The organism is Edaphobacter sp. HDX4 (genome assembly GCF_036877565.1).
Lineage (GTDB): Bacteria > Acidobacteriota > Terriglobia > Terriglobales > Acidobacteriaceae > Edaphobacter.
The window spans coordinates 36074-55322 of sequence record NZ_JAEDXW010000015.1 but is presented as its reverse complement, the minus strand read 5'-3'; the positions used below and the strand labels follow the sequence as shown (position 1 = coordinate 55322).

Here is a 19249-nt window from a genome sequence, read left to right as displayed (position 1 = left end):
AATCATGCGGGCAGCCTTTCAAAATGAAGCAGCATGTGATCGCCGAATGTGCGTGCGAACGGCCACGTTCTGATACCAGAATCGATTCCCTCAAGCCACCCAAGCAGTCTCGGATTGCTGGCCATCCAACTCTCCAGATACGAGGGAGGAACAGTAATCCCGACACCTCTTATTGAAACGAGCCGAAAGGACGAGGAGAAGCTTTGTTCTATCGCTCTCGACGTCGGATAGTAGAGGGGAACGATAACGTCTCCGAAGTCTTTCTGGTGCGAGCCTCGACACCGCCGCAGCGCACGCGTTAGGTCCCCTCGCAGCAAGTAGTAGAAGATCTCCCACACGCAATAGCGAGTAGAGACACAGAGAAGAACGGGCGATCGCGGCAACAGTAGCGGAGCAAGTGCTCCAGCGACGTCCGCCAGATCCCGGACACAGTTCAATCCGGAGAAATTTGAGAAGACACCTCCGAACTGCTGATCGAACGGAAGTTCGCCGATTTTCTCTGTAGCTTGAACATAGAACTGGAGTCGCTCGGATACATCTTCCTTGGCAGCTTTTCTACGTGCCTGCATCACCATGGCGGCGGAGGCGTCACAAGCCGTCACGCTGAGCCCAAGATTTGCAAAATGAAGCGCATCTTCTCCTGTTCCGCAATTCAGCTCTAATAAGCGGCTTCCCGACGTAAAGACTTTTACCGCATACTGCATGACGGCCCTGCGCTGTACCCGACCGATAGAGGAATAAGTGAACGTATTGTCGTATTCGCTTGCCAGGGAATCAAAGGCTATCGCCGCTGCATGCCCAGTACTCGTCTTCATTGCTCTACCTCGTGATATGCCGACATCAAGGCCGAGCGAGCGTTCTCGATATTTTGTCGAATTACGGGAAGATCCTGCGATGCATCTGGATTGCCGTTTATTGCATGAGCAAGAGCAACCTCTTCACGCAGAAGCCTGTCGGCATGAGAGTAGAAATTGCGGGAGTGCCTCCCCCGGATCTTAAATTCACGATCTGATGTCTTCCCCCATGGCAGCGGTTGAATGAGCTTGTCGGATATACGGTTATAGTAGGGTGTCCCTTTGATGGGGTAGGAGACTGTCGTGAAGAATATATCTGGTCTAGATGTGGAGACATGCTTGATCGTCGCCTCTATGTCTTCCAGTTCTTCACCTTCATAGCCCCACATCAGAAACATCCCGCTCTGCACACCACGCTCGCGGCACATCTCCACCGCTCGATGAACCTGGTCGATCTTGACTCCGCGGTCCATGGAATCCAGTATTCGTTGCGAGCCGCTCTCAGAGCCTATCCACATCCGGAAGCAACCAAGGCCCGATAGCAGATCCATCATTTCGGGAGAGAGCCTGTCGGCGCGCGAGATGCATTCGAATGGAATGCGGATACCTCTACGTTCCATCTCTCGCGCATAGGTGCGAATCCACTCATGGTTGATCGTGAAGACATCATCGGAGATCCAGACCATGTCAGGCGAATACGTCTGAATGATCCACTCGACTTCATCCACAACCTTGATAGGATCGCGGCGTCGATGGCTCTGACCGAAGACCTGATGACTGCACCAATTGCAGCGAAACGGGCATCCTCTCGCCGTGATGAAGTTCACGGATCCTGCCCCGTGGTGTTGGCGCCAGGTGTCAACGTAACGGTGGAGATTGATGGCATCTCTGGCTGGCCACGGCTGCTGATCAAGCGCCGAGATCTGCTCACGCGGCGGACTTTGATGGAGGTTTCCATCTGCATCAAGAAACGCGAGACCACGGATGGCGCCATAGTCTGCCTGCGGTGTCCGCAAGGCGAGAAGCAGCTCTTCCATCGTCAGTTCTCCCTCACCGAATATGACGAAGTCAGCGCCAGCTTGAAGATACTCTAGGACGTAGGCGCCGGGCTCGGGTCCGCCAACAATGGTCTTCCAGCCGGATGCGTGAGCGTGCGAAAGAATCTCAACGACGTTTCCGCGCGTCATCAGGTTGGCATAGATCCCAAGGACGGAAGGCTCTTCTGTTTGCAGGAAGTTGATGAGCTCGCTTTTGCGGGAAAATGTCGTATCGAACACGTCGACCCCGAAGCCCTTTGAGCGCAGATGAGAGCAAAGATAGAGGATCCCCAGTGGAGCATACGGCTTCATAATCACGCGCTCTTTGGGATCCTCGAAGAGGAAATAACCGTGCGTCAGCAGCAGATCTCTCATTGAGCACCTGCCTTCGCCAGCAGCTCATCAGCAGCAATAAACCCCGCAACTCGATTCGGCGAGAGGATGTCTGTTTTCGAACCATGTTCAGAGCCCTTGGTTCTACTGACAGGCTCCATTTCGTAGACTCTTGCCCATAGGCGATCTATCTCCAACTGAGTCAACGAAGCATCTGCCTCTGTCCAACTTGAAACCTCGGCGTGCAGAGCGTCCCGCACTGCCCGGTAGAAAGCCGTCTCGTACTCCGCCTCGAAAAGAATGCAAAGATCATCGCTCTCGGTCCAATTCCGTTTGGACCCGAGTTGTGGTTGAACTCGTTCATAGAATGGGGTGCCCGGCAACGGGTAGGAAAATGAGATACCGATATCGTCGGGCCGTGTTGTACGAACCAGGGCGATCGTCTCCTGCAACTCCTTCCACCGCTCTCCGGGGTATCCAAACTGCAGGAAAAAGCAGGCGCGAATTCCTGCATGCTTTAGACGTCGTCTTGCCTCCTCGACCTCTCGGACCCGCAGCCCTTTGTCCATCGCATCCAATACCTTCTGCGAGCCCGACTCGACGCCCATCCAAATCTCCGTGCAGCCTGCGATCTTGAGCGCAGCGACCGTCTGATCCGTCATGAGATCAGCACGCGTTTGAATCTTGAAGGGGAGATATGCATGCCGGGCGGTAACTTCGTGTGCAAGTTCCTTTACCCACTGCTGATTTAGCGCGAAGACATCATCACTGAACCAGATGTGCTGGGCCCCCACGTTTACCTTAAGCTGACGCATCTCTTCAGCGACATCTGCAGCCGGGCGCAGATGAAATTTCTTACCCGAGATCGGCTTAGCGCACCAGTTACACCGAAAGGGGCACCCTCTGCTCGCCACCATGTTGACGGAGAAAAAACGATGATGTGACTCCCAAGCCTGCCGATATGGCGCGAAATCCGTAAGATCGAGTGGCGGCATGGGTAGACGCTCCCAGTCAGGGTTTCGCGAAGTTGCATCTTCGGAACGGACGATGCCTCCCGTGGCGTCCCGCTGCAGCAATCCAGCAATTCCATATGAAGAGCCACCAGAAAAGAGAGCAGTACAGAGGGCGACAAGGGTATTTTCCGCTTCACCAAGCAGCAAATAGTCAGCGCCACTATTCAGAAAGAAGCCGGGGTGATCACTGGCATCCGAACCATGAACGACGACTGGAACTTCTCTGAGCTTTGCAGCGTGCGCAATGCTCTTCATCACTTCGCGCATGCGGCTTAGACACATTTTTGTCAGAAAGTTGAAGTCGTCCTCGTAGATCGCAACGATCCGCGGCTTGTGTTCCTCCATACATTCCGCGAACGCCACCCCGGGATCGCGCAGCATGGAGTCAAATAGTGCGACGGTGAGTCCCGCTTCCCTGAGTGCCGCTGCGGCATACAACGTACCGAGCGGCCGATAAGGCTGCATCTTGCGCAATTGTTTGGAGTCATACGGCAAGTGATAGGTGTGTGTAAGCAGGACGTCTACCAAGAATCACCTCCAGGTCCACATTTGCGAAACCATCGCAGACAGCTCGAATCAGCACGCAGCCTCGGCGGGCGTGTTCGCCAGACGTTTGGCGTCCACAGCTGGTTTCATCGCAATGTGTTGCTTGACTTTGTTGTTCACCCACAATTCAACTGGCGCGCCAAAGACATCGTGGTCCAGCCGCCAGCGCGCTGGAAGCGACATCGCCTTCTGCACGAGTCTCGTAATGCTCCCTCTGCGATCGGCACCAATCGGAACTCTATCGAATGCAATCCGCAGATAATCGCGCGTAATCTGCAGACGATCATGCTCTTTACCATCCAGCCAGGGCAGCCGTGTATAACGCGGGAAGTAGTCGGCCCAGGCTTCAAGCGTGAGCGGTGGATCGATTCCCAGTTCCGCAGTTTTGGCGAAGATAGGCGACCCCGGATACGGAGTGAAGATGTTTGTCCAGAACTCTGCACCAGGAAAACGTCTACATACCTTCATCATGAAATCGATCGTCTCTCGCCGCTCATCTCTCCCTTCTCCCGGAAAGGCAAAGATGATATTGAAGGAGGGACGAATGCCTGCTTGAAGACAACGCGCCGCGCTCTCGTAGATTGACTCGAAGTCCTGCCAGTCTTTGTGCATTGCTTTCAGCACCGTAGGCGAGCCTGAATCGACTCCCTGACAGATCTGACTCAACCCCGCGCGCTTGAGCATGCGCAAGTCTTCAGACGTTAGTCGGGCGACAACATTACTAGTTGCCTGAATGCTCCAGGTGTAGTGGGACCTCTCGCGGACGAGTCCATCCGCAATGACTCTTGCACGGTCCATATCTACAAGGAAGTTGTCATCGACGACCCAAATCATTTCGAGTGCGTACCTGCGACTGAGGTCCACCGTCTCCGAGACAAATTGGTCAGGCAGCAAGGCATTCCACTTACGGCCGTACACGCCTGCATTCGTACAGTACGCACAATTGAATGGACAGCCCAGACTCGAGGTGTACATCGCCCAGCGACGGCCACACTTTCTCTCGTAAGCATCGAAGTCGGCGAGATGGTAGGCCTTGGGAGGCATCTCTACCAGAGGCCGGAGCAGCCGCTCCTGAGACATAATCAGTTTTCCGTCACGCTTAAAACCGATACCTGCGACTAGGTCAGGCGCAGAACCTGATTCGAGGTGACGCACTAGTTCCAGAAAGCTATCCTCTCCCTGGCCGCGAACGATGAAGTCGATGTAAGGAGCTTCCAATGTCTGTCCGGGCAAGAGAGACGGATGCCATCCTCCGAGGACGATCGGAAACTCGGGGCACCATGCCTTTACAGCTTTGGCGATGTCCACGGTTTCGCGGATCATGGGACCTGTCACAAGAGAGATAGCCAGGCACAGCGCATCCTTGACCTCCTCAAGAATGCGCTGCTTGAAATTGGGCGTGATAGTCGAATCGATCAAAACAACATCGAAGCCGGAGCGTAGCAGGGGTGTGGAGACCGCCAGAATGCCAAGAGGAGCCGTCGCCTCCGAACTCGCAAAAGACGGGAAGAAGAATACAATCTTCTTCGATCTCCGCTGTGTCGTTGCCGCTTCCATTGGTGAAGTGTAATAAGGGGTCGCACAGGGATTATCAAGGGATTGTCTTTCTATCGTCATTATTCTGATTTCGCAGGCGAATGATTATCGTTCACCGGATTCAGAGCTATATGGCGTCCACACGCGGCACTGGATTACATAGTTATCAATAGCCATTGCTGTTGGATGGAGCTTCCAACCGCAAGCCATACACAGCTTTCGACCCTGCTTTGTTCGGCGAAGGATGGACACCTCGGCCGTACCCGGTTGGAATTACGCCTGCAGAAAATCGAAGTACTTGTAACTCTTCTCCAGAGCGGCGCTCTACTCGTCCTCAGGAGTAAGCGGCCTATCGCTTACTTCTCTCACGCGCACGATGGAATCCTTCAGCTCGTGTTCGGTAATATTCAGATCCACCTCCGCAAGTTCAGACTTCGCTGAAAGTGCTACGATCGTCCGTTGAAGCTTGCGATTCTCTGTGCGACAGTCGACCTGCGAAAGCTGGGCTGGCGCCTGGCATTCACCGCATTATCTTGTCATTCAGATCGACGACTACTATTTGTCAGCCTGTTCGTTTCTTTGGTCTTGGTGCCAAAGCTATTCAAGGGCTGATGATTCTTCGGTTCAAGTTGCTGGACCGCTGGGAACGTGTGCGGGAGCATCAAGGCCCGTAGAAGTTCGCGCGGGGCGTCGCCCATCTCAAGCCAGGGTGGCTGCACCGCACCGGCCTCTTCAGGGGAGCGTTGATCTACCAAGGGGCCCGCTCCCGGTTAGCAGCGGCTGCGTTCATTGGTGAAGGTGTTTGTGGTGCCCGGAAGGGGACTTGAACCCCACGACCGGTTAAGGTCTGCGGATTTTAAGTCCTATTTTCACGTTCGAGCACTTCACTGCACCATATAGCACATAGCAGCATAACAACCTTGTCCGCAATAAGATGCACCTGTTATCCACATTGCACTCGGTAGCACAAAAGAGTATAAAGTCACCGTACAAAGTGGCACCGAATTGGCGCCGTTGTGAAGCTAACCCGCAATCGTTGTCAACCATAGCCGTGAAGACAATCTGGGGCGATGACGTGACACGTTCCATTGTCTGTGGCTTCGTCGGCGTGCAAGATTGAATTTTCACCGTTCTGAGGTTAGTACCATGCCTTGGATCGAGTCCGCTAAATAGAGCGGTCCAGGAGATCAGGATTGCGTGCCGCACTGTCTCAGCAGCATTCAGTCCCCTCGAGGGTCCAAACTAATTCAATGAGGCAACAAACGTTATATTCAAATTTTTAGAAGGGCTCGAACCTACGACTTTCACCGTGTGAAGGTGCGAGTCCAAACCCGAGTTATTGACGGCGCGGCACTTCTGAGACGTCATAACCGGCAAAACCGGCCTAATCGGCGGTATTTGCCACAAAATTTGCCACAAAGCCATCGCATCAAAGTGGGCGTTCTGGCTGGCCTGCGGGGAGCCAGCCAGCATGGCTTGTAGATCGTTAGAGGTGGCGACCATGACTGAGCTTAGGCCCCCCCTTGTGAATAGGCCCTGAGGCAGACGGCGCGCTACTACTAGCATCTTCATACGGGATATAAGGGTGCCCAGGGACCTCTTTACATCCCAACAGCTCAACGGATATGTCTCCCTTCTCGCCGATCTCAAGACGAGGATTCGGGAATCGGGTCACGTCGAAGCAGCGTCAAGCTGAATACCAATCGATGACCCAAGCGCAACAGACGAATTCATAAGGCGTCCTAATGGAAAGGCAAAGGTTTACCACCACCACACCCCGCTCCAATACCTTCTGCTGCAGGCGGACTCGGACGATGGGCACAAAAGATCGGGCACGCCAGCGCGACCTCTCTCTTTCGGTAGTGATCAATGCAGTACAATGCTGACTGCCTTTGCATCATCTGCAAACTCCACACCGGGCAGTGAGTGGCTCATCGTCATCGGATGCGTCACATCATTCACCAGCGCCTCGTGAGGCTCCAGCCTGGTTCCGACAAATTCAACACGCAGCCGCTTCCACTGCGACTGGTAACTTCCCTCAGCCGCAGCGATGTTGACGGTAACCGTGCCATCGCCTGCGATCGAGCACGTTGCGCGTCTGCGGGAGAACTCGCCCCTGCGGTAGTCCAACGAGTGGCCATCATCGCTATACACCTCACCCTCGCAGCCCTCACCCGCAGCAGGCAGGTAAACCCTCAGCGTAAGAGGGCCATTCGGCGCCTCGTCTGTGTTCTGCACCAGTTCCTGCAGCGGAAGAATCACCCCCCCGCGCACATATACTGGCACCGTCGCCAGCTCCGGCTTCAGTAAAATCTGCTGATTCTGCAGCAAAGCATCCCGCACCTCCGCATCACGTGCCTGCGTCTTCGACGCTACTCCAACTCGCTTACCGGTCCAGTAGTCGTACCAGCTTCCCGGCGGCAGATGCAGCTCATACGGAGCAACCTCCTCCGGCGATGGATTCGGCGCCACCAGCAGATCCGGCCCCAGCATGAACTCCGCTCCACCCGCTACCAAATCCAACGGGCTGCCGTCAGTCGCGGCGTGCGGAAACTCCATAAACAACGGACGCATCATCGGCATGCCATCACGCGATGTCTCCTCCGCAACCGTGTAGATATATGGCAGCAGACGATATCTCTCCTCGATATAACGGCGACGCATCGCCTCATGCTCCGGCCCGTCGACCCACGGCTCATGCATCCTCGTTCCCTTGGCAGAGTGATCGCGGTCGATCGGCTGAAACGCTGCCAGTTCCAGCCACTTTGTCAACAGATCAGCCGGCGGAGAACCCGCAAAGCCGCCCACGTCCGCTCCTGCAAAGCTGAACCCACTCAGCCCAAGGTTCATCAGCTGCGGAATCGTCATGCGCAAGTGATTCCACGTCGAGCTGTTATCGCCCGACCACGTCACCGCATACCGCTGTCCCCCCGCATAGCTCGCACGCGTCATCACGTAAGGACGCTCGTTTGGGCGCAGCGCAAGCACACCATCATAAGTCGCCCTGCTGTTCTGCATCCCGAGAATATTGTGTGCCTCGCCATGGCTCGTCGTGCGTGTCACAAATCCAGGCTCATCGATGCGATGCTGCACATCGAGCGGCATTGTCTTCGACGGGTAGCGAAACACCGCAGGCTCGTTCATGTCATCCCAGAAGCCCGCGACGCCGTCAGCCACAAAGTCCTTATAGAGCGTGCCAAACCACTGTCGCGTCTGCTGCCTCGTAAAGTCGGGAAACACAGAAGACCCCGGCCACACTGGCCCCACATACATCGTTCCATCAGGGTTCTTGATGAAGTGATCTCCTGCGACACCTGAATCAAAGGGCCCATAGCCGACATTCGGCTTATCGGCGATATGCAGATCCGCAATCACGACCAGATGAAAGTGATTCTTCGCCAACTGGCTGACCATCTGCGGAAAGTTTGGAAATCGCTCCGGGTCAACCGTGAAAGGCTTGTTGTCTTTCTGAAAGTCGATATCGAGCCACAGTGCATCCGCCGGGATCTTGTCCTTACGAAGTCGTGCGGCAACATCCATCAGCTGCGATTCAGGCGAGTACGTGTACCGCGACTGCTGAAAACCGAACGACCACAACGGCGGCAGAGGCGCAGGCCCAGTCAGCCACGCATAGTCCGCCATCACATCGCGCGGCTCCGGCCCATACAGAAAGTAGTAGTCCACCGGACCGCCGAGCGAGCCGAAGCTGTACTTCGCATCGTTCGCGCGCCCGAAGTCGAACGAGGACCTCCACGTGTTGTCGAAGAGCACACCGTAGTAACGCCCTTCCCTCTCACCAAGAAAAAACGGAATGCTCTTGTAGATCGGGTCCGTCGACTCCTGCCAGCCAAAGCTGTCCGTGTTCCACATCGTGAACGCCTCGCCGGTGCGGTCCAGGGGACCAGGCTTGTCGCCCAGCCCAAAGAAGTGCTCGTTCTCCGTCCTCCGCTTGAAGACCATGAAGCCGTCATCGCGCCACTCGGTCGGACCAGCGTCCTCCTGCAGCACATGACCACTCCTGTCACTGATCTTCAGCGACAGCCCCTCGCCCACCTCCACTATGAGCTTCTGCGTATGGAAACCGCGGGCGTCCTCGCTGATCGTCACGCGACTGGTGCGGCTCGCAGGCAGCACGGCCCACGAGGCATCTTCCGGAGCCTGCCTCCGCCACTCGCGTACCCGCAACTTATCGTCTGCAAGCGCCGTGACCTCAAGCGTCGTTCCATTCGCCGTCGCGGTCAGTCCGTTTGTCGTGAGGCGAAGCTGTTGCGCCGCTATCGTGAGCGGCGACAGTACTAGGAGGAGACTAAGACGACAGACAAACCTGCTTTGCATGACCGAACATCATCATTCCAAGGCACATACAGGCAATCTGTTTCGCCGCCTTTTCATCTAAACTTTTCTTCAACAGAAAAGCCATTTCTATTCAGCAACTTGACCGCTAATTCTTAGCAGCCAGATCGAGCGAAAACAGATTCGCCGTTGTCAAACGTGCCCGGACCGCAACTGTCCCGTCGTGCAGTAGTCCACACAACACCATGTCACTGAACTCGGTCGAGTGCAGGTTCCCCATCCCACCCAGCTCTTCGATGCGTCCATCAGCCGCCGATACCCTGTACACCGGCTGGCCCGGATCCATAAACGCATCGGCATAGACCCACCGGCTGTCCTCTGACCACACAGGGTCCGCAGCAGACCGATTCGAAAGTACCCGCCACTGCTTTTTCGCAACGTCATACAGTCGCAGCTGTCTCTGGTCCAGCGACAGCGCAACTATATATAGACCATTCGGCGACCAGCGAGGGCTAAACAGTCCGCGCGAGTCCGGCAGAGTCGTCAGCTGATGCGACTTGACATCCAATATCTGAATTGTGCGCGGAGCCGCGTCCTTCCCCATCAGGTCTGGCGCCTGCCCCACCACAATGCTCTTCCCATCAGGCGACCACGTCGGATCGGCGGCATTGCTGTCGCTCTGCAGCAGCGGCTCAAGGTCGCTGCCGTCCGCCAGTACCTGGTAGATGCTCCACGCACCAGATGTCGCCCTCGCCATCAAGGCAAGACGCGACCCATCCGGCGACCAATGCGCGGTAAACACCTGCAGATCACTCGGTGTCAGCTGCAATAGCTCCGAACCATCCGAGCGTGCGCGCCACAGACGCCCCTCCGTATCCACCCAGGCCAGCCAGCCGCCGTCATGCGTCTGCTCCAACCGATGCGCACCGCTGTAGAAGCTGCGGGCAGGAACAAACTCATGCGCCCCGGGATGCAACAGCTGAACCTCGCCCTCCGACGACATACCTGTCAAAAATATTCTCTGCTGCGACCGCGCAGGCACCGGCCCCTGGTAAGCCAAAGGGCCATCCGTCAGCCTCACCGGTTGCGACGAACCTTTCCGCAGCAGCCACACATCCGAAGCCGTTCCTTGCGTTACCTCGAAGACAAACCCGCCACCATCAGGCAGCCAGTTCCCACAGCAGACCTTACGCGCAGGCGACCAGTCCGCCAGCAGAGGGTGCGGGCGATGGTCATCTGCGCTGAGCTCCCACAGAGCCAGCGTATGGGCCAGAGGATTGAAAAGTGTAAATCGCAACACCTTCCCATCCGGCGACCAGCGCAGCCAGAAGGCCCTCCCCGGAAGCGACGCATAGTGCACAGGTGCCGAGCCGTTGGGCGATGCCTCGAAGAGTTCGTTATCCGCAGCGTAGAGGATGTTCTGGTCGTCCGGCATCCACGTCGCGTCGTGAGTCAGCACACGTATCATCCGTTGAGCCGACCCTCCGGACGCAGGAACAATAAACAGGGGCTGCTCCGACTGGTTCGAGGCATGGCTTCTCACCAGCAGCCGCGAACCGTCATGGGAGATGTCCGCAATCGCCGGTCCCGCAATCTCATCCGGCAGCACGATCGGCTCGCTGCCTCCACCGGCGATGGTGATGCGCTCAAGATGCACCCCCCCGTCGTGGATGACCGAGGCAAACAGGTGCAACCCGTCGGTCACGACCACGGGAAAGCTTTCCAGCGCATCCCCCCCGGGTAAAACTCTTTGAGCATGGGTGATCTGGCGCAGCGACGGAACCTGCGGCGGAGCTACACGGCTCTGTCCTGCGACAAAACCCACCCCCGCAGCTACAGCAACCAGACCAGCCACCGTCAGCCATTGCACCTGGCGTCGCCCATCCGGCTCCGCCTTTAGCGCGGGGTTCGGTACATCCTCGACACCGTAAGCGAATGTCTCCGGCTGCTGCGTCTCGTGCGTGGTTGTAGCCACGGAAACAGGAGGAGCAGGGGAGGTATCCAACAACGTCACCGGGGCTATGAAACGATAGCCTCTGCGAGGCAGCGTCTCTACAAATCGGGGATTGTCGGCGTTGTCTCCCAGCGCCTCGCGGATCTTATTAATAGCTGTGCCCAGGGAGTGGTCATAGTCGACGTTGGTGCCCACTTCCCAGACCTTCTCCTGAAGCTCCTCCCGGGAAACCACCTGCCCGGGACGCTGCACCAGTTCGGCCAGTACCCGGAAGGGTTGACCCTGCAGCTTGATCCTGAAGCCCCCCCTCCACAGTTCTCCACTGGAGAGATCCGCTTCAAACGTACCAAAGGCAACCCGAACGGGATTTGAGACCTGTCGCATAACTGACCCGTAACCCAAAATGTACCACTTACAGCCCATCGCCTGCATTGCCTTCAGTTGAAACACTCCATCAACCAAAAGAAAACAAACAGCTTATCTGTGGATTCGTCTTTCATCACAAAACGATGACAGGGGGATGGAATTGCTGCACGCATTTCATCGACATTTCACGCTGCCCAGCTGTGACGCTTTGGTCCAGCTGTGGCTTTTTGGAGACACTACCCGATGAGATATAAGTTCAAAGGCTTTCCCCTATACCTGCTGACTGCCCTTGCGGCACTCTGGCTAAGCTTCATCCCATCTTCGCTTCAGGCGCAGACCGATACAGGCCGCGTGACCGGCGTTGTAGAGGATGCGACGTCGGCCATCCTCCCCGGCGCAACGGTCACAATTGAAAACACACAGACCGCGGCCAAGCAGACCGTCACGACCGACACTGCCGGAAACTTCAACTTCTCCGCCCTCCCCCGAGGGGTGTACAAGATCGCCGCCACGATGAGCGGCTTCCAGGCGACGACCCAGACCTTCGAGCTCCAGGTCTCCCAGACCCAGACCGTCACCTTCAAGCTGAATGCGGGCGGCTCCGATCAGACGATCGAGGTCACCAGCGCTGCTCCCCTCATCGAGCTGGGCTCGTCCTCAGTCGGCGAGGTCGTCGCTGGACGCCAGGTCACGGAACTTCCTCTCAACGGACGTAACTTTACCCAGCTCGCCCTGCTGACCCCCGGTGTCACCCGCGGCAACTATGGCAACTCCGCCTCGGGCGTCAACGGCGATGCCGAGACCTTCCGCAACAGCTCCTCGGGCGGCGGCTCGCTCTCGACCAATGGACTGCGTCCCCAGGCTAACAACTACATCCTCGATGGCATCGACAACAACGAGGGCCTGGTCAATACCCTCGACTTCTTCCCCAATGTCGAGGCAACAGAAGAATTCCGCGTAAATACCAGCACCGCCCCCGCCGAGTTCGGTCGTGCCGGAGGCGCCATCGTCCAGAGCTCCATCAAGTCAGGCACGAACACCTATCACGGATCGGCCTATTGGTTTGCCCGTTCCAACCTCTTTGACGCCAGCCCCAACTACCAGTTCCTCGGCGCAAGCAAGACAGCGGCGCTTCCCTTCAAGCGCAACACCTTTGGCGGCACGCTCGGCGGTCCCATCATCAAGGACAAACTGTTTATCTTTGGCGACTACTCCGGTCTTCGGGAAAGCACGCCGCTGAACCCCGAGATCGTTACCGTGCCGACCGCTCTGATGCGTCAGGGAAACTTCAGCGAGCTGCTCGGCACGGGAGCGACACAGGCTCCCTCCATCTGCGGTGTCAGCGGCGCTACGCCCGTCCCTGTCAACGGTGGCATCTATGACCCCACCACCTGCCAGCAGTTCGCAGGCAATATTATCCCCACTGGCCGCCGCAACTCGGCAGGTGTCAACTACCTCAACGCCTATCCGCTGCCCAATATTCCCGGCACGTTCAACGGCACGCAGAACAACTACCGCACCATCCGTCGTGATATTCGAAAGACCAACACGATCGACGGTCGCCTTGACTACAACATCGGCAGCAACGACCGCCTGTTCGGCCGGTTCAGCTACGACAACAGCAACTTCACCCGCACCTCGCGCTTTCCGGCTCTGCCTGCAGGTTTTGCCTCAGGAGCAAACTACGTGCACGCACGCGGCTACGCTCTTGGCGAGACCCACATCTTCGGCCCCAACACCATCAACGAGCTCCGCGCAGGCTACAACCGCTACACCTTCGCCAATGCGCCGGTCTTCAGCAATACCCCCATCTCGCAGAACCTCGGCATCGTGAACGCCAACCGTACTGCACAGCTGGGCGGAGGCGCGCTGATCGGCGGCAACGGCAGCCAGCTTGAGTACACCGGTGATTACGGAACCTACGTTGTGCCGGAAAATACCTACCAGATCAACGACGCTGTTACCTACACCTTCAAGAGCCACGTCTTCAAGTTCGGTGGCAATGCAATTCGCCGCGAGGTCGCGTTCTTCCGCCCCATCTCCGGTAAAGGCTACTTCCAGCTGAGCAACGGCGACTTTACCGGCTACGATGTGTCGGAGGTGCTTGCAGGCTTCGCCGACAACTACAGCATCGGCGCGCAGAACGGTCTATTCGGTACACGCAACTATGAGGTTGGCATCTTTGGCCAGGACGACTGGAAGGTTACCCGCCGCCTGACACTGAACCTCGGTATCCGCTGGGACCTCATCACCTTCCCCACCGAGATGCACAACCGTCAGGCTGCGCTCAACCCCAACAGCCCCAGCAACAACCCCACGGAGTTTATCGCCGGACAGAACGGTGTCGGACGCTCCATCATAAACAACCGCTTTACCAACTTCGCTCCTCGCGTCGGCTTCGCCTATGACCTGTTCGGCCAAGGCAAGACTGTGGTGCGTGGCGGCTATGGCATCTTCTACTTCCTAGACCGCGGCGGCATCGACAACCAGCTCGGCCAGCAGGTACCCTTCGGCGGAAGCACGGCTTATTACGCTACCGGCGGATACCGTGTTGCCTTCACTGGACAGAACGCTCAGAACGGTTCGCTGAACAGCACACAGGCTACAAACGCTCTGCCGCTGCCCACAACATCGCAGCTTACGGGCGCCAATGTCTTCGCTGTCAACCAGACGGAGAAGCTTCCCACCGTACAGCAGTACAACGTCCAGATTCAGCAGCAGCTGACGGCAAAGATGGTCGCGACTGTCGGCTATGTCGGCAATATAGCTACGCATCTTGCCACCGGCTACAACTTCAACAGCAAGCCCTTCTCGGCTTCGGCCTCCGCACCGACGGCATTCCCCACGCTCGGCCAGGTGGTCTACAACCTCAACGACGGCGTAAGCCACTACAACAGCCTGCAAGCGCAGTTGAACTACCGCGCATCCAAGGGACTGACGTTTACCAGCAGCTATACATGGGCGCGTAATCTCGACAATACCAACGGCTACCTTGGCTTCTATGCGATCAGCGATCTGTACTTCTACGATCACAAACTGAACAAGGGCAACAGCTCGCTGGATCAGCGTCATGTCTTCGTTGCGAGCGCGCTCTATAGCCTGCCCTTCGGGCGCGGCCAGAGGTTTGGCTCGAACATGAATCGCGGGCTGGACTACGTCGTCGGCGGATGGCAGATGAATACCATCGTGCAGGCGCAGACGGGCACGCCCTTCAGCGTGACGTTCCCCGTCTACGGAGGAGGCACCAGTATCCGTGCCGATCTCTCCGGCACGCAGCCCATCTATACGCGCAGCATCTCGGGCTACTACCTCAACCCCGCAGCGTTCAACAGCGTCGCTCCTTCGGGACGCCAGGGCACTTCGGGACGTAACCAGTTCTTCGGGCCCGGCAGTGTGAGCGGAGATGTCTCGATGTTCAAGACGCTTCCCATCACTGAGCGCTTCAAGACTGAGCTGCGCGCCGAGGTCTTCAACGTAACCAACACCCCGCAGTTCACCAACCCCGACGGCAACGTTACGGACGGAAACTTCGGTCGTGTCACGGCCACACGTCAGGCCTCTGAGCGACAGATGCAGATGGCCATCCGCATCCTCTTCTAGGAACAGCGGCTGCCACAACTACTCAGGGCGCCGCAGAATATAGCGGCGCCCTTCTTCTCTTCGCGCAACCTGATTGGAGCTGTCCTTCATGTCTCATCGTTTTACTGTGGCCGTTGCATCCCTGCTCTCCTGGTGTCTTCCGCTGGTTGCGCAGGCACCTCGTATCGACAAGATCGATCCTCCGAACTGGTGGGTCAACATGCCTGCTCCCATGCTGCTGGTGAAGGGTGAGAACCTCTCCGGCGCACGTTTCACCGCAGGCAATCTGCCTATCGAACGCACAACGATCTCGCAGAACGGTCACTGGGCCGAGTTGTGGCTTAGCAAGGATGCCTCTGCTACAAGCACGGTAATGGTTCGTGCAGAGACATCGCAAGGCATGACAGAACGCGCATTCTTGTTCGAGGCACGTCGCGCTGCAAACGAAGGTTTCGCTGGCTTCTCCTCGCGCGATGTGATGTACCTCATCATGACGGACCGTTTCGCTGACGGTGACCACGCGAACGACGGTCCCGATGCGAAGGACGCCACCGACAGCGCCGCCGCAAAGGCCGAACGTGCCAATCCACACGGCTGGCATGGCGGCGACCTGCGCGGCATCGTGGATCATCTCGACTACCTGCAGAAGCTTGGCATCACCACGATCTGGATCACGCCTGTTTACCAGAACCATAGCCCTGAGGCCTACCACGGCTACCACGCGACCGATCTTTACGCCGTTGACGAGCACTTCGGATCGCTTGAGGACCTCAAGGCTCTGAGCAAGGCCGTGCATGCACGAGGCATGAAGCTTGTGCTCGACACTGTGCCTAACCATGTGGGTCCGCGTCATCCATGGGTTGACGATTCGCCGGAGCCAACATGGTTTCATGGCACAAAGGCCAACCATACCTCGGCCGTCATGGATTTTCAGCCGCTCACGAATCCTTATGCTCCGTGGCGCGACAAGCGCGACATCACGGAGGGCTGGTTCGTCGATGCATTGCCGGACAACAATCAGGAGAACCCCGCAGTCGCGAAGTATCTCATCCAGAACGCTGTCTGGTGGACCGAAGAGGCTGCTCTCGATGGTCTGCGCATCGATACCTTCTCCTACGTTGGCCGTGAGTTCTGGAACCAGTTTCACGCGCAGCTGCACTCGCTGTATCCCAATCTTACGGACGTGGGAGAGGTCGCCAATCCTGATCCGCAGATCGTCTCTTCATTCGCTGGTGGAGTAACGCGCGACGGCGTCGATACCGGCCTGTGGACGCCGCTCGACTTTCCGCTGCAACGCGCGATCCGTGATGCATTCATCGGTAGAGCTTCAATGGAAGAGCTTGCTACCGTTCTGCGGCAGGACTCGCTTTACCCACATCCCGAGCGGCTTACGCCCTTCATCGACAACCATGATCAGATTCGTTTCGCCAGCGAACCCGGCGGCACGCTGACGGCAAATAAGCTGGCGATGGCCTTCCTGCTCACCGTACGTGGCATGCCGCATCTTTACTCCGGCGACGAGATCTACATGCAGGGCTATCAGGATCCTGACAACCGCCGCGACTTCCCCGGTGGATTCCCTGATGCGACAAACAGCGCCTTCATGCCTTCAATGCGCACACCGGATCAGGCGGAGATGTTCGACTGGACGAGCTCTCTGCTCGTCCTGCGCAGCAAGACACCTGCTCTCAACAGCGGCGCTATGCAGATTCTCTACGCATCACACGACTCGATCGTCTACACGCGCTCACTGGGTAACGATCGTGTGCTGATTGCGATTCACCGCGGAGAGGAAGATACTACGCTTCATATCTCGACGGCTCTTACCGGAGTTGCAGGACGCACATCGAGCGAGCAGCTCTTCGGAACGGGTGAGCTGCACGTGGAGGCAGATAAGATGGCAATTCAGTTACCCGCAAACGGCGTTCTGATTGCCGCGATCCGATAAATTCCTGGGGTCATCGTTACCAGGTATGAACAGCGATGACCTCACTCGTCCTTGGCTTGAAGTCGCTCACCTTGATATGCAAAGGTTGCCACAGATCGCGAACCACCCTCTCCTGATCGTCTCCGCGACCACGCATCAAAAACAGCCCATACCGAGCAGTACCATAGTCGCCAGACCAAGCCACGCCCGCGGTCTGAAAGGACGAGCGGAAAGAACGGAGTTCTGCGGGTCAGCTATGACTGTCTCGTCATGCGGCATGGTGATCGCTAACGGCTGCGGCTCTTCATCGACCGCCGCAGATTCATGCGAGTCGGCCATCGCAAGGTTCTCGTCGGCATGTGCCGCCAGGTCGACCTTGCCCCAGAGAAAGGTCGCCTGTAAGACCCGGAGGGGATCAGCACGCGAACATCGGGCTGCTGGTCCAGTGACTGATAGTACTGAGCCAGCCTCTTGCGGACCCTCGGACGCACACAGGCGCACGACGGGGTCATCACGGATGTCGTAGTCCGGGACTCTGCCGAAGACGGCATTGCCGATCACGGACCATACTTCGCTCCACGGAATAGCGCTTTTTCCGAAAGGTGAACGCCTTGGGCGTTCGCTCTGCAACATCACGGATACTGTCTCTGCCGGACGTAACCGACGCATGGCTGGGGGCGGCGGAGCGGATGTGATTTGCTGAGATTCTTTTGAGGCGACGCTGAAGGGTTCCATACGGAAGCCGTCGAGCTGGTGTGTATCCGTAAGGACGGCGCGGCTTACGTTCTCGTCGCCAACGCTCCTCATGCCTTCCGTTCATCCTGTCACTTGCCTCGCGGCATTCGGGTTTCTTTTCGGTTGATCGTCCGGCAGTTGTCGCCATTTCTCGACGTTCGCAGGTTAAGACCGTCACCTTTAGGAGCACGACAGTGATTGACTCCAAAGAAATTGCAAATGCGCCTACATTGGTTGTTGAATTTGGGACTGTGCTCTGGACGCTCGTAACCCTTTGCTTCAATGAAGGCGAGATACTCTGCCGATGTGACCAATCGGGTGCGAGCTGAAATGGCTCGAGGACGAATTTATATCTTGGGCTCTCGTTATCGATGCAAACGCGCCTGGGGCCAGTTCCTTTTGCGCGCGACTCCTGTGCCTATCAAACCACCGTCATAACGCCTCCATTCCAGTTTGCGAGATGTTCCTTTGCGAACGGGCACACAATACGGAGACTAGACAATCCACGTGTGGCCAATTGGACAGCTTCTTCTACGAGTTTTCCTCCAATACCGATGTGTTGCAGCGATGGTGGTGGTACCTCGGTGTGCCAGATCGTCATCTTATTTTGATCGTCTATGGAGTAGCTTAGAAAGGCAACGGAGTCTCCTACGCGTTCTTCGAGACGGTGAATTTTCACTTTATTCCGAGCCTTGGTTTTGATTGAGGCTTCCACTTCGTCGATCGTCATCAGATAGTGCTTCTTTCGTTTACGTGAGTACTTCTTTCGGGCCATGCGTCTGAGAACAAGTCGAAACGCCTGTCTTCTGACTTCATCGGCTCAGCTACTCGCTCCCCTGCTCTGTGTTGCTACGACAGAATGCAGCTACAGCTCTGGACTATGTTCAGTTCTTGTTGAGTCTTCGTGAAAAACCTTGAAGCTTCGTGCTGACCAGATGGTGGATCTCCTATGGCGTTCTCCTGTCGCGCTAAATTCAAGGCACGTAGACGATGTTCGAGATTGCGCGTCTGCCCTGTGAGCCGAGCGTCCTCTGGCTCGGCCGTCACTAGGGACAGTCGTGTTATCCGATGTTCCTGATCCACTAGCGTGCGTTCTCCACGAAAATGCGCGCCTAAGGTCGACAGCGCGGAGTGTT

10 protein-coding genes are annotated in these 19249 nt (G+C 57.0%); 2 read left to right on the top strand and 8 right to left on the bottom strand.

Annotated features, from left to right (window positions below; genetic code table 11):
• Positions 1 to 2 precede the first annotated feature (2 nt).
• The 6 genes from JAO29_RS14945 to JAO29_RS14920 form a co-directional block, all read right to left on the bottom strand.
• Positions 3 to 815 (bottom strand): class I SAM-dependent methyltransferase, encoded by an 813-nt coding sequence (locus JAO29_RS14945; protein ID WP_334269042.1) that lies wholly within the window; start codon positions 813 to 815, stop codon positions 3 to 5.
• Positions 812 to 2206, bottom strand: coding sequence for a B12-binding domain-containing radical SAM protein (locus JAO29_RS14940; RefSeq protein WP_334269041.1), 1395 nt, complete (start codon positions 2204 to 2206; stop codon positions 812 to 814). Before JAO29_RS14940 ends, JAO29_RS14945 begins: the two co-directional genes overlap by 4 nt.
• Positions 2203 to 3705, bottom strand: a complete 1503-nt coding sequence (locus tag JAO29_RS14935) for a B12-binding domain-containing radical SAM protein (RefSeq protein ID WP_334269040.1) — start codon at positions 3703 to 3705, stop codon at positions 2203 to 2205. The genes JAO29_RS14940 and JAO29_RS14935 overlap by 4 nt, the downstream gene beginning before the upstream one ends.
• 48 nt (positions 3706 to 3753) lie before the next feature.
• Positions 3754 to 5340: a B12-binding domain-containing radical SAM protein gene (locus JAO29_RS14930; protein ID WP_334269039.1), complete on the bottom strand. Its 1587-nt coding sequence runs from the start codon at positions 5338 to 5340 to the stop codon at positions 3754 to 3756.
• 1785 nt (positions 5341 to 7125) lie between these two features.
• On the bottom strand, positions 7126 to 9594 hold the full coding sequence (locus JAO29_RS14925; protein WP_334269038.1) for a glycoside hydrolase family 31 protein: 2469 nt from the start codon (positions 9592 to 9594) through the stop codon (positions 7126 to 7128).
• Positions 9595 to 9700: 106 nt separating this feature from the next.
• A complete protein-coding gene (locus tag JAO29_RS14920) occupies positions 9701 to 11890 on the bottom strand; it encodes a winged helix-turn-helix domain-containing protein (RefSeq protein WP_334269037.1) in 2190 nt (729 codons plus the stop codon).
• Between the two features lie 225 nt (positions 11891 to 12115).
• Here JAO29_RS14920 and JAO29_RS14915 point away from each other — a divergent pair, with 225 nt between their 5' ends.
• A complete protein-coding gene (locus JAO29_RS14915; protein ID WP_334269036.1) occupies positions 12116 to 15472 on the top strand; it encodes a TonB-dependent receptor in 3357 nt (1118 codons plus the stop codon).
• Positions 15473 to 15560: 88 nt separating this feature from the next.
• Positions 15561 to 17399 carry an alpha-amylase family glycosyl hydrolase gene (locus JAO29_RS14910; RefSeq protein WP_334269035.1) on the top strand — a complete coding sequence of 613 codons (1839 nt, stop codon included), beginning with the start codon at positions 15561 to 15563 and terminating at the stop codon, positions 17397 to 17399.
• 135 nt (positions 17400 to 17534) lie between these two features.
• Here the strand turns inward: JAO29_RS14910 and JAO29_RS14905 are convergent, their stop codons facing one another.
• Both JAO29_RS14905 and JAO29_RS14900 read right to left on the bottom strand, forming a co-directional pair.
• Positions 17535 to 18185 carry a hypothetical protein gene (locus JAO29_RS14905; RefSeq protein WP_334269034.1) on the bottom strand — a complete coding sequence of 217 codons (651 nt, stop codon included), beginning with the start codon at positions 18183 to 18185 and terminating at the stop codon, positions 17535 to 17537.
• A gap of 349 nt (positions 18186 to 18534) precedes the next feature.
• Positions 18535 to 18843 (bottom strand): GNAT family N-acetyltransferase, encoded by a 309-nt coding sequence (locus JAO29_RS14900; protein ID WP_334269033.1) that lies wholly within the window; start codon positions 18841 to 18843, stop codon positions 18535 to 18537.
• Positions 18844 to 19249 lie beyond the last annotated feature (406 nt).

Coding starts and splice junctions, on each gene's coding strand:
- JAO29_RS14945 (WP_334269042.1), bottom strand. CDS start 815: ATGAAGACGAGTACTGGGCATGCAGCGGCGATAGCCTTTGATTCCCTG.
- JAO29_RS14940 (WP_334269041.1), bottom strand. CDS start 2,206: ATGAGAGATCTGCTGCTGACGCACGGTTATTTCCTCTTCGAGGATCCC.
- JAO29_RS14930 (WP_334269039.1), bottom strand. CDS start 5,340: ATGACGATAGAAAGACAATCCCTTGATAATCCCTGTGCGACCCCTTAT.
- JAO29_RS14925 (WP_334269038.1), bottom strand. CDS start 9,594: ATGCAAAGCAGGTTTGTCTGTCGTCTTAGTCTCCTCCTAGTACTGTCG.
- JAO29_RS14920 (WP_334269037.1), bottom strand. CDS start 11,890: ATGCGACAGGTCTCAAATCCCGTTCGGGTTGCCTTTGGTACGTTTGAA.
- JAO29_RS14915 (WP_334269036.1), top strand. CDS start 12,116: ATGAGATATAAGTTCAAAGGCTTTCCCCTATACCTGCTGACTGCCCTT.
- JAO29_RS14910 (WP_334269035.1), top strand. CDS start 15,561: ATGTCTCATCGTTTTACTGTGGCCGTTGCATCCCTGCTCTCCTGGTGT.
- JAO29_RS14905 (WP_334269034.1), bottom strand. CDS start 18,185: ATGAGGAGCGTTGGCGACGAGAACGTAAGCCGCGCCGTCCTTACGGAT.
- JAO29_RS14900 (WP_334269033.1), bottom strand. CDS start 18,843: ATGACGATCGACGAAGTGGAAGCCTCAATCAAAACCAAGGCTCGGAAT.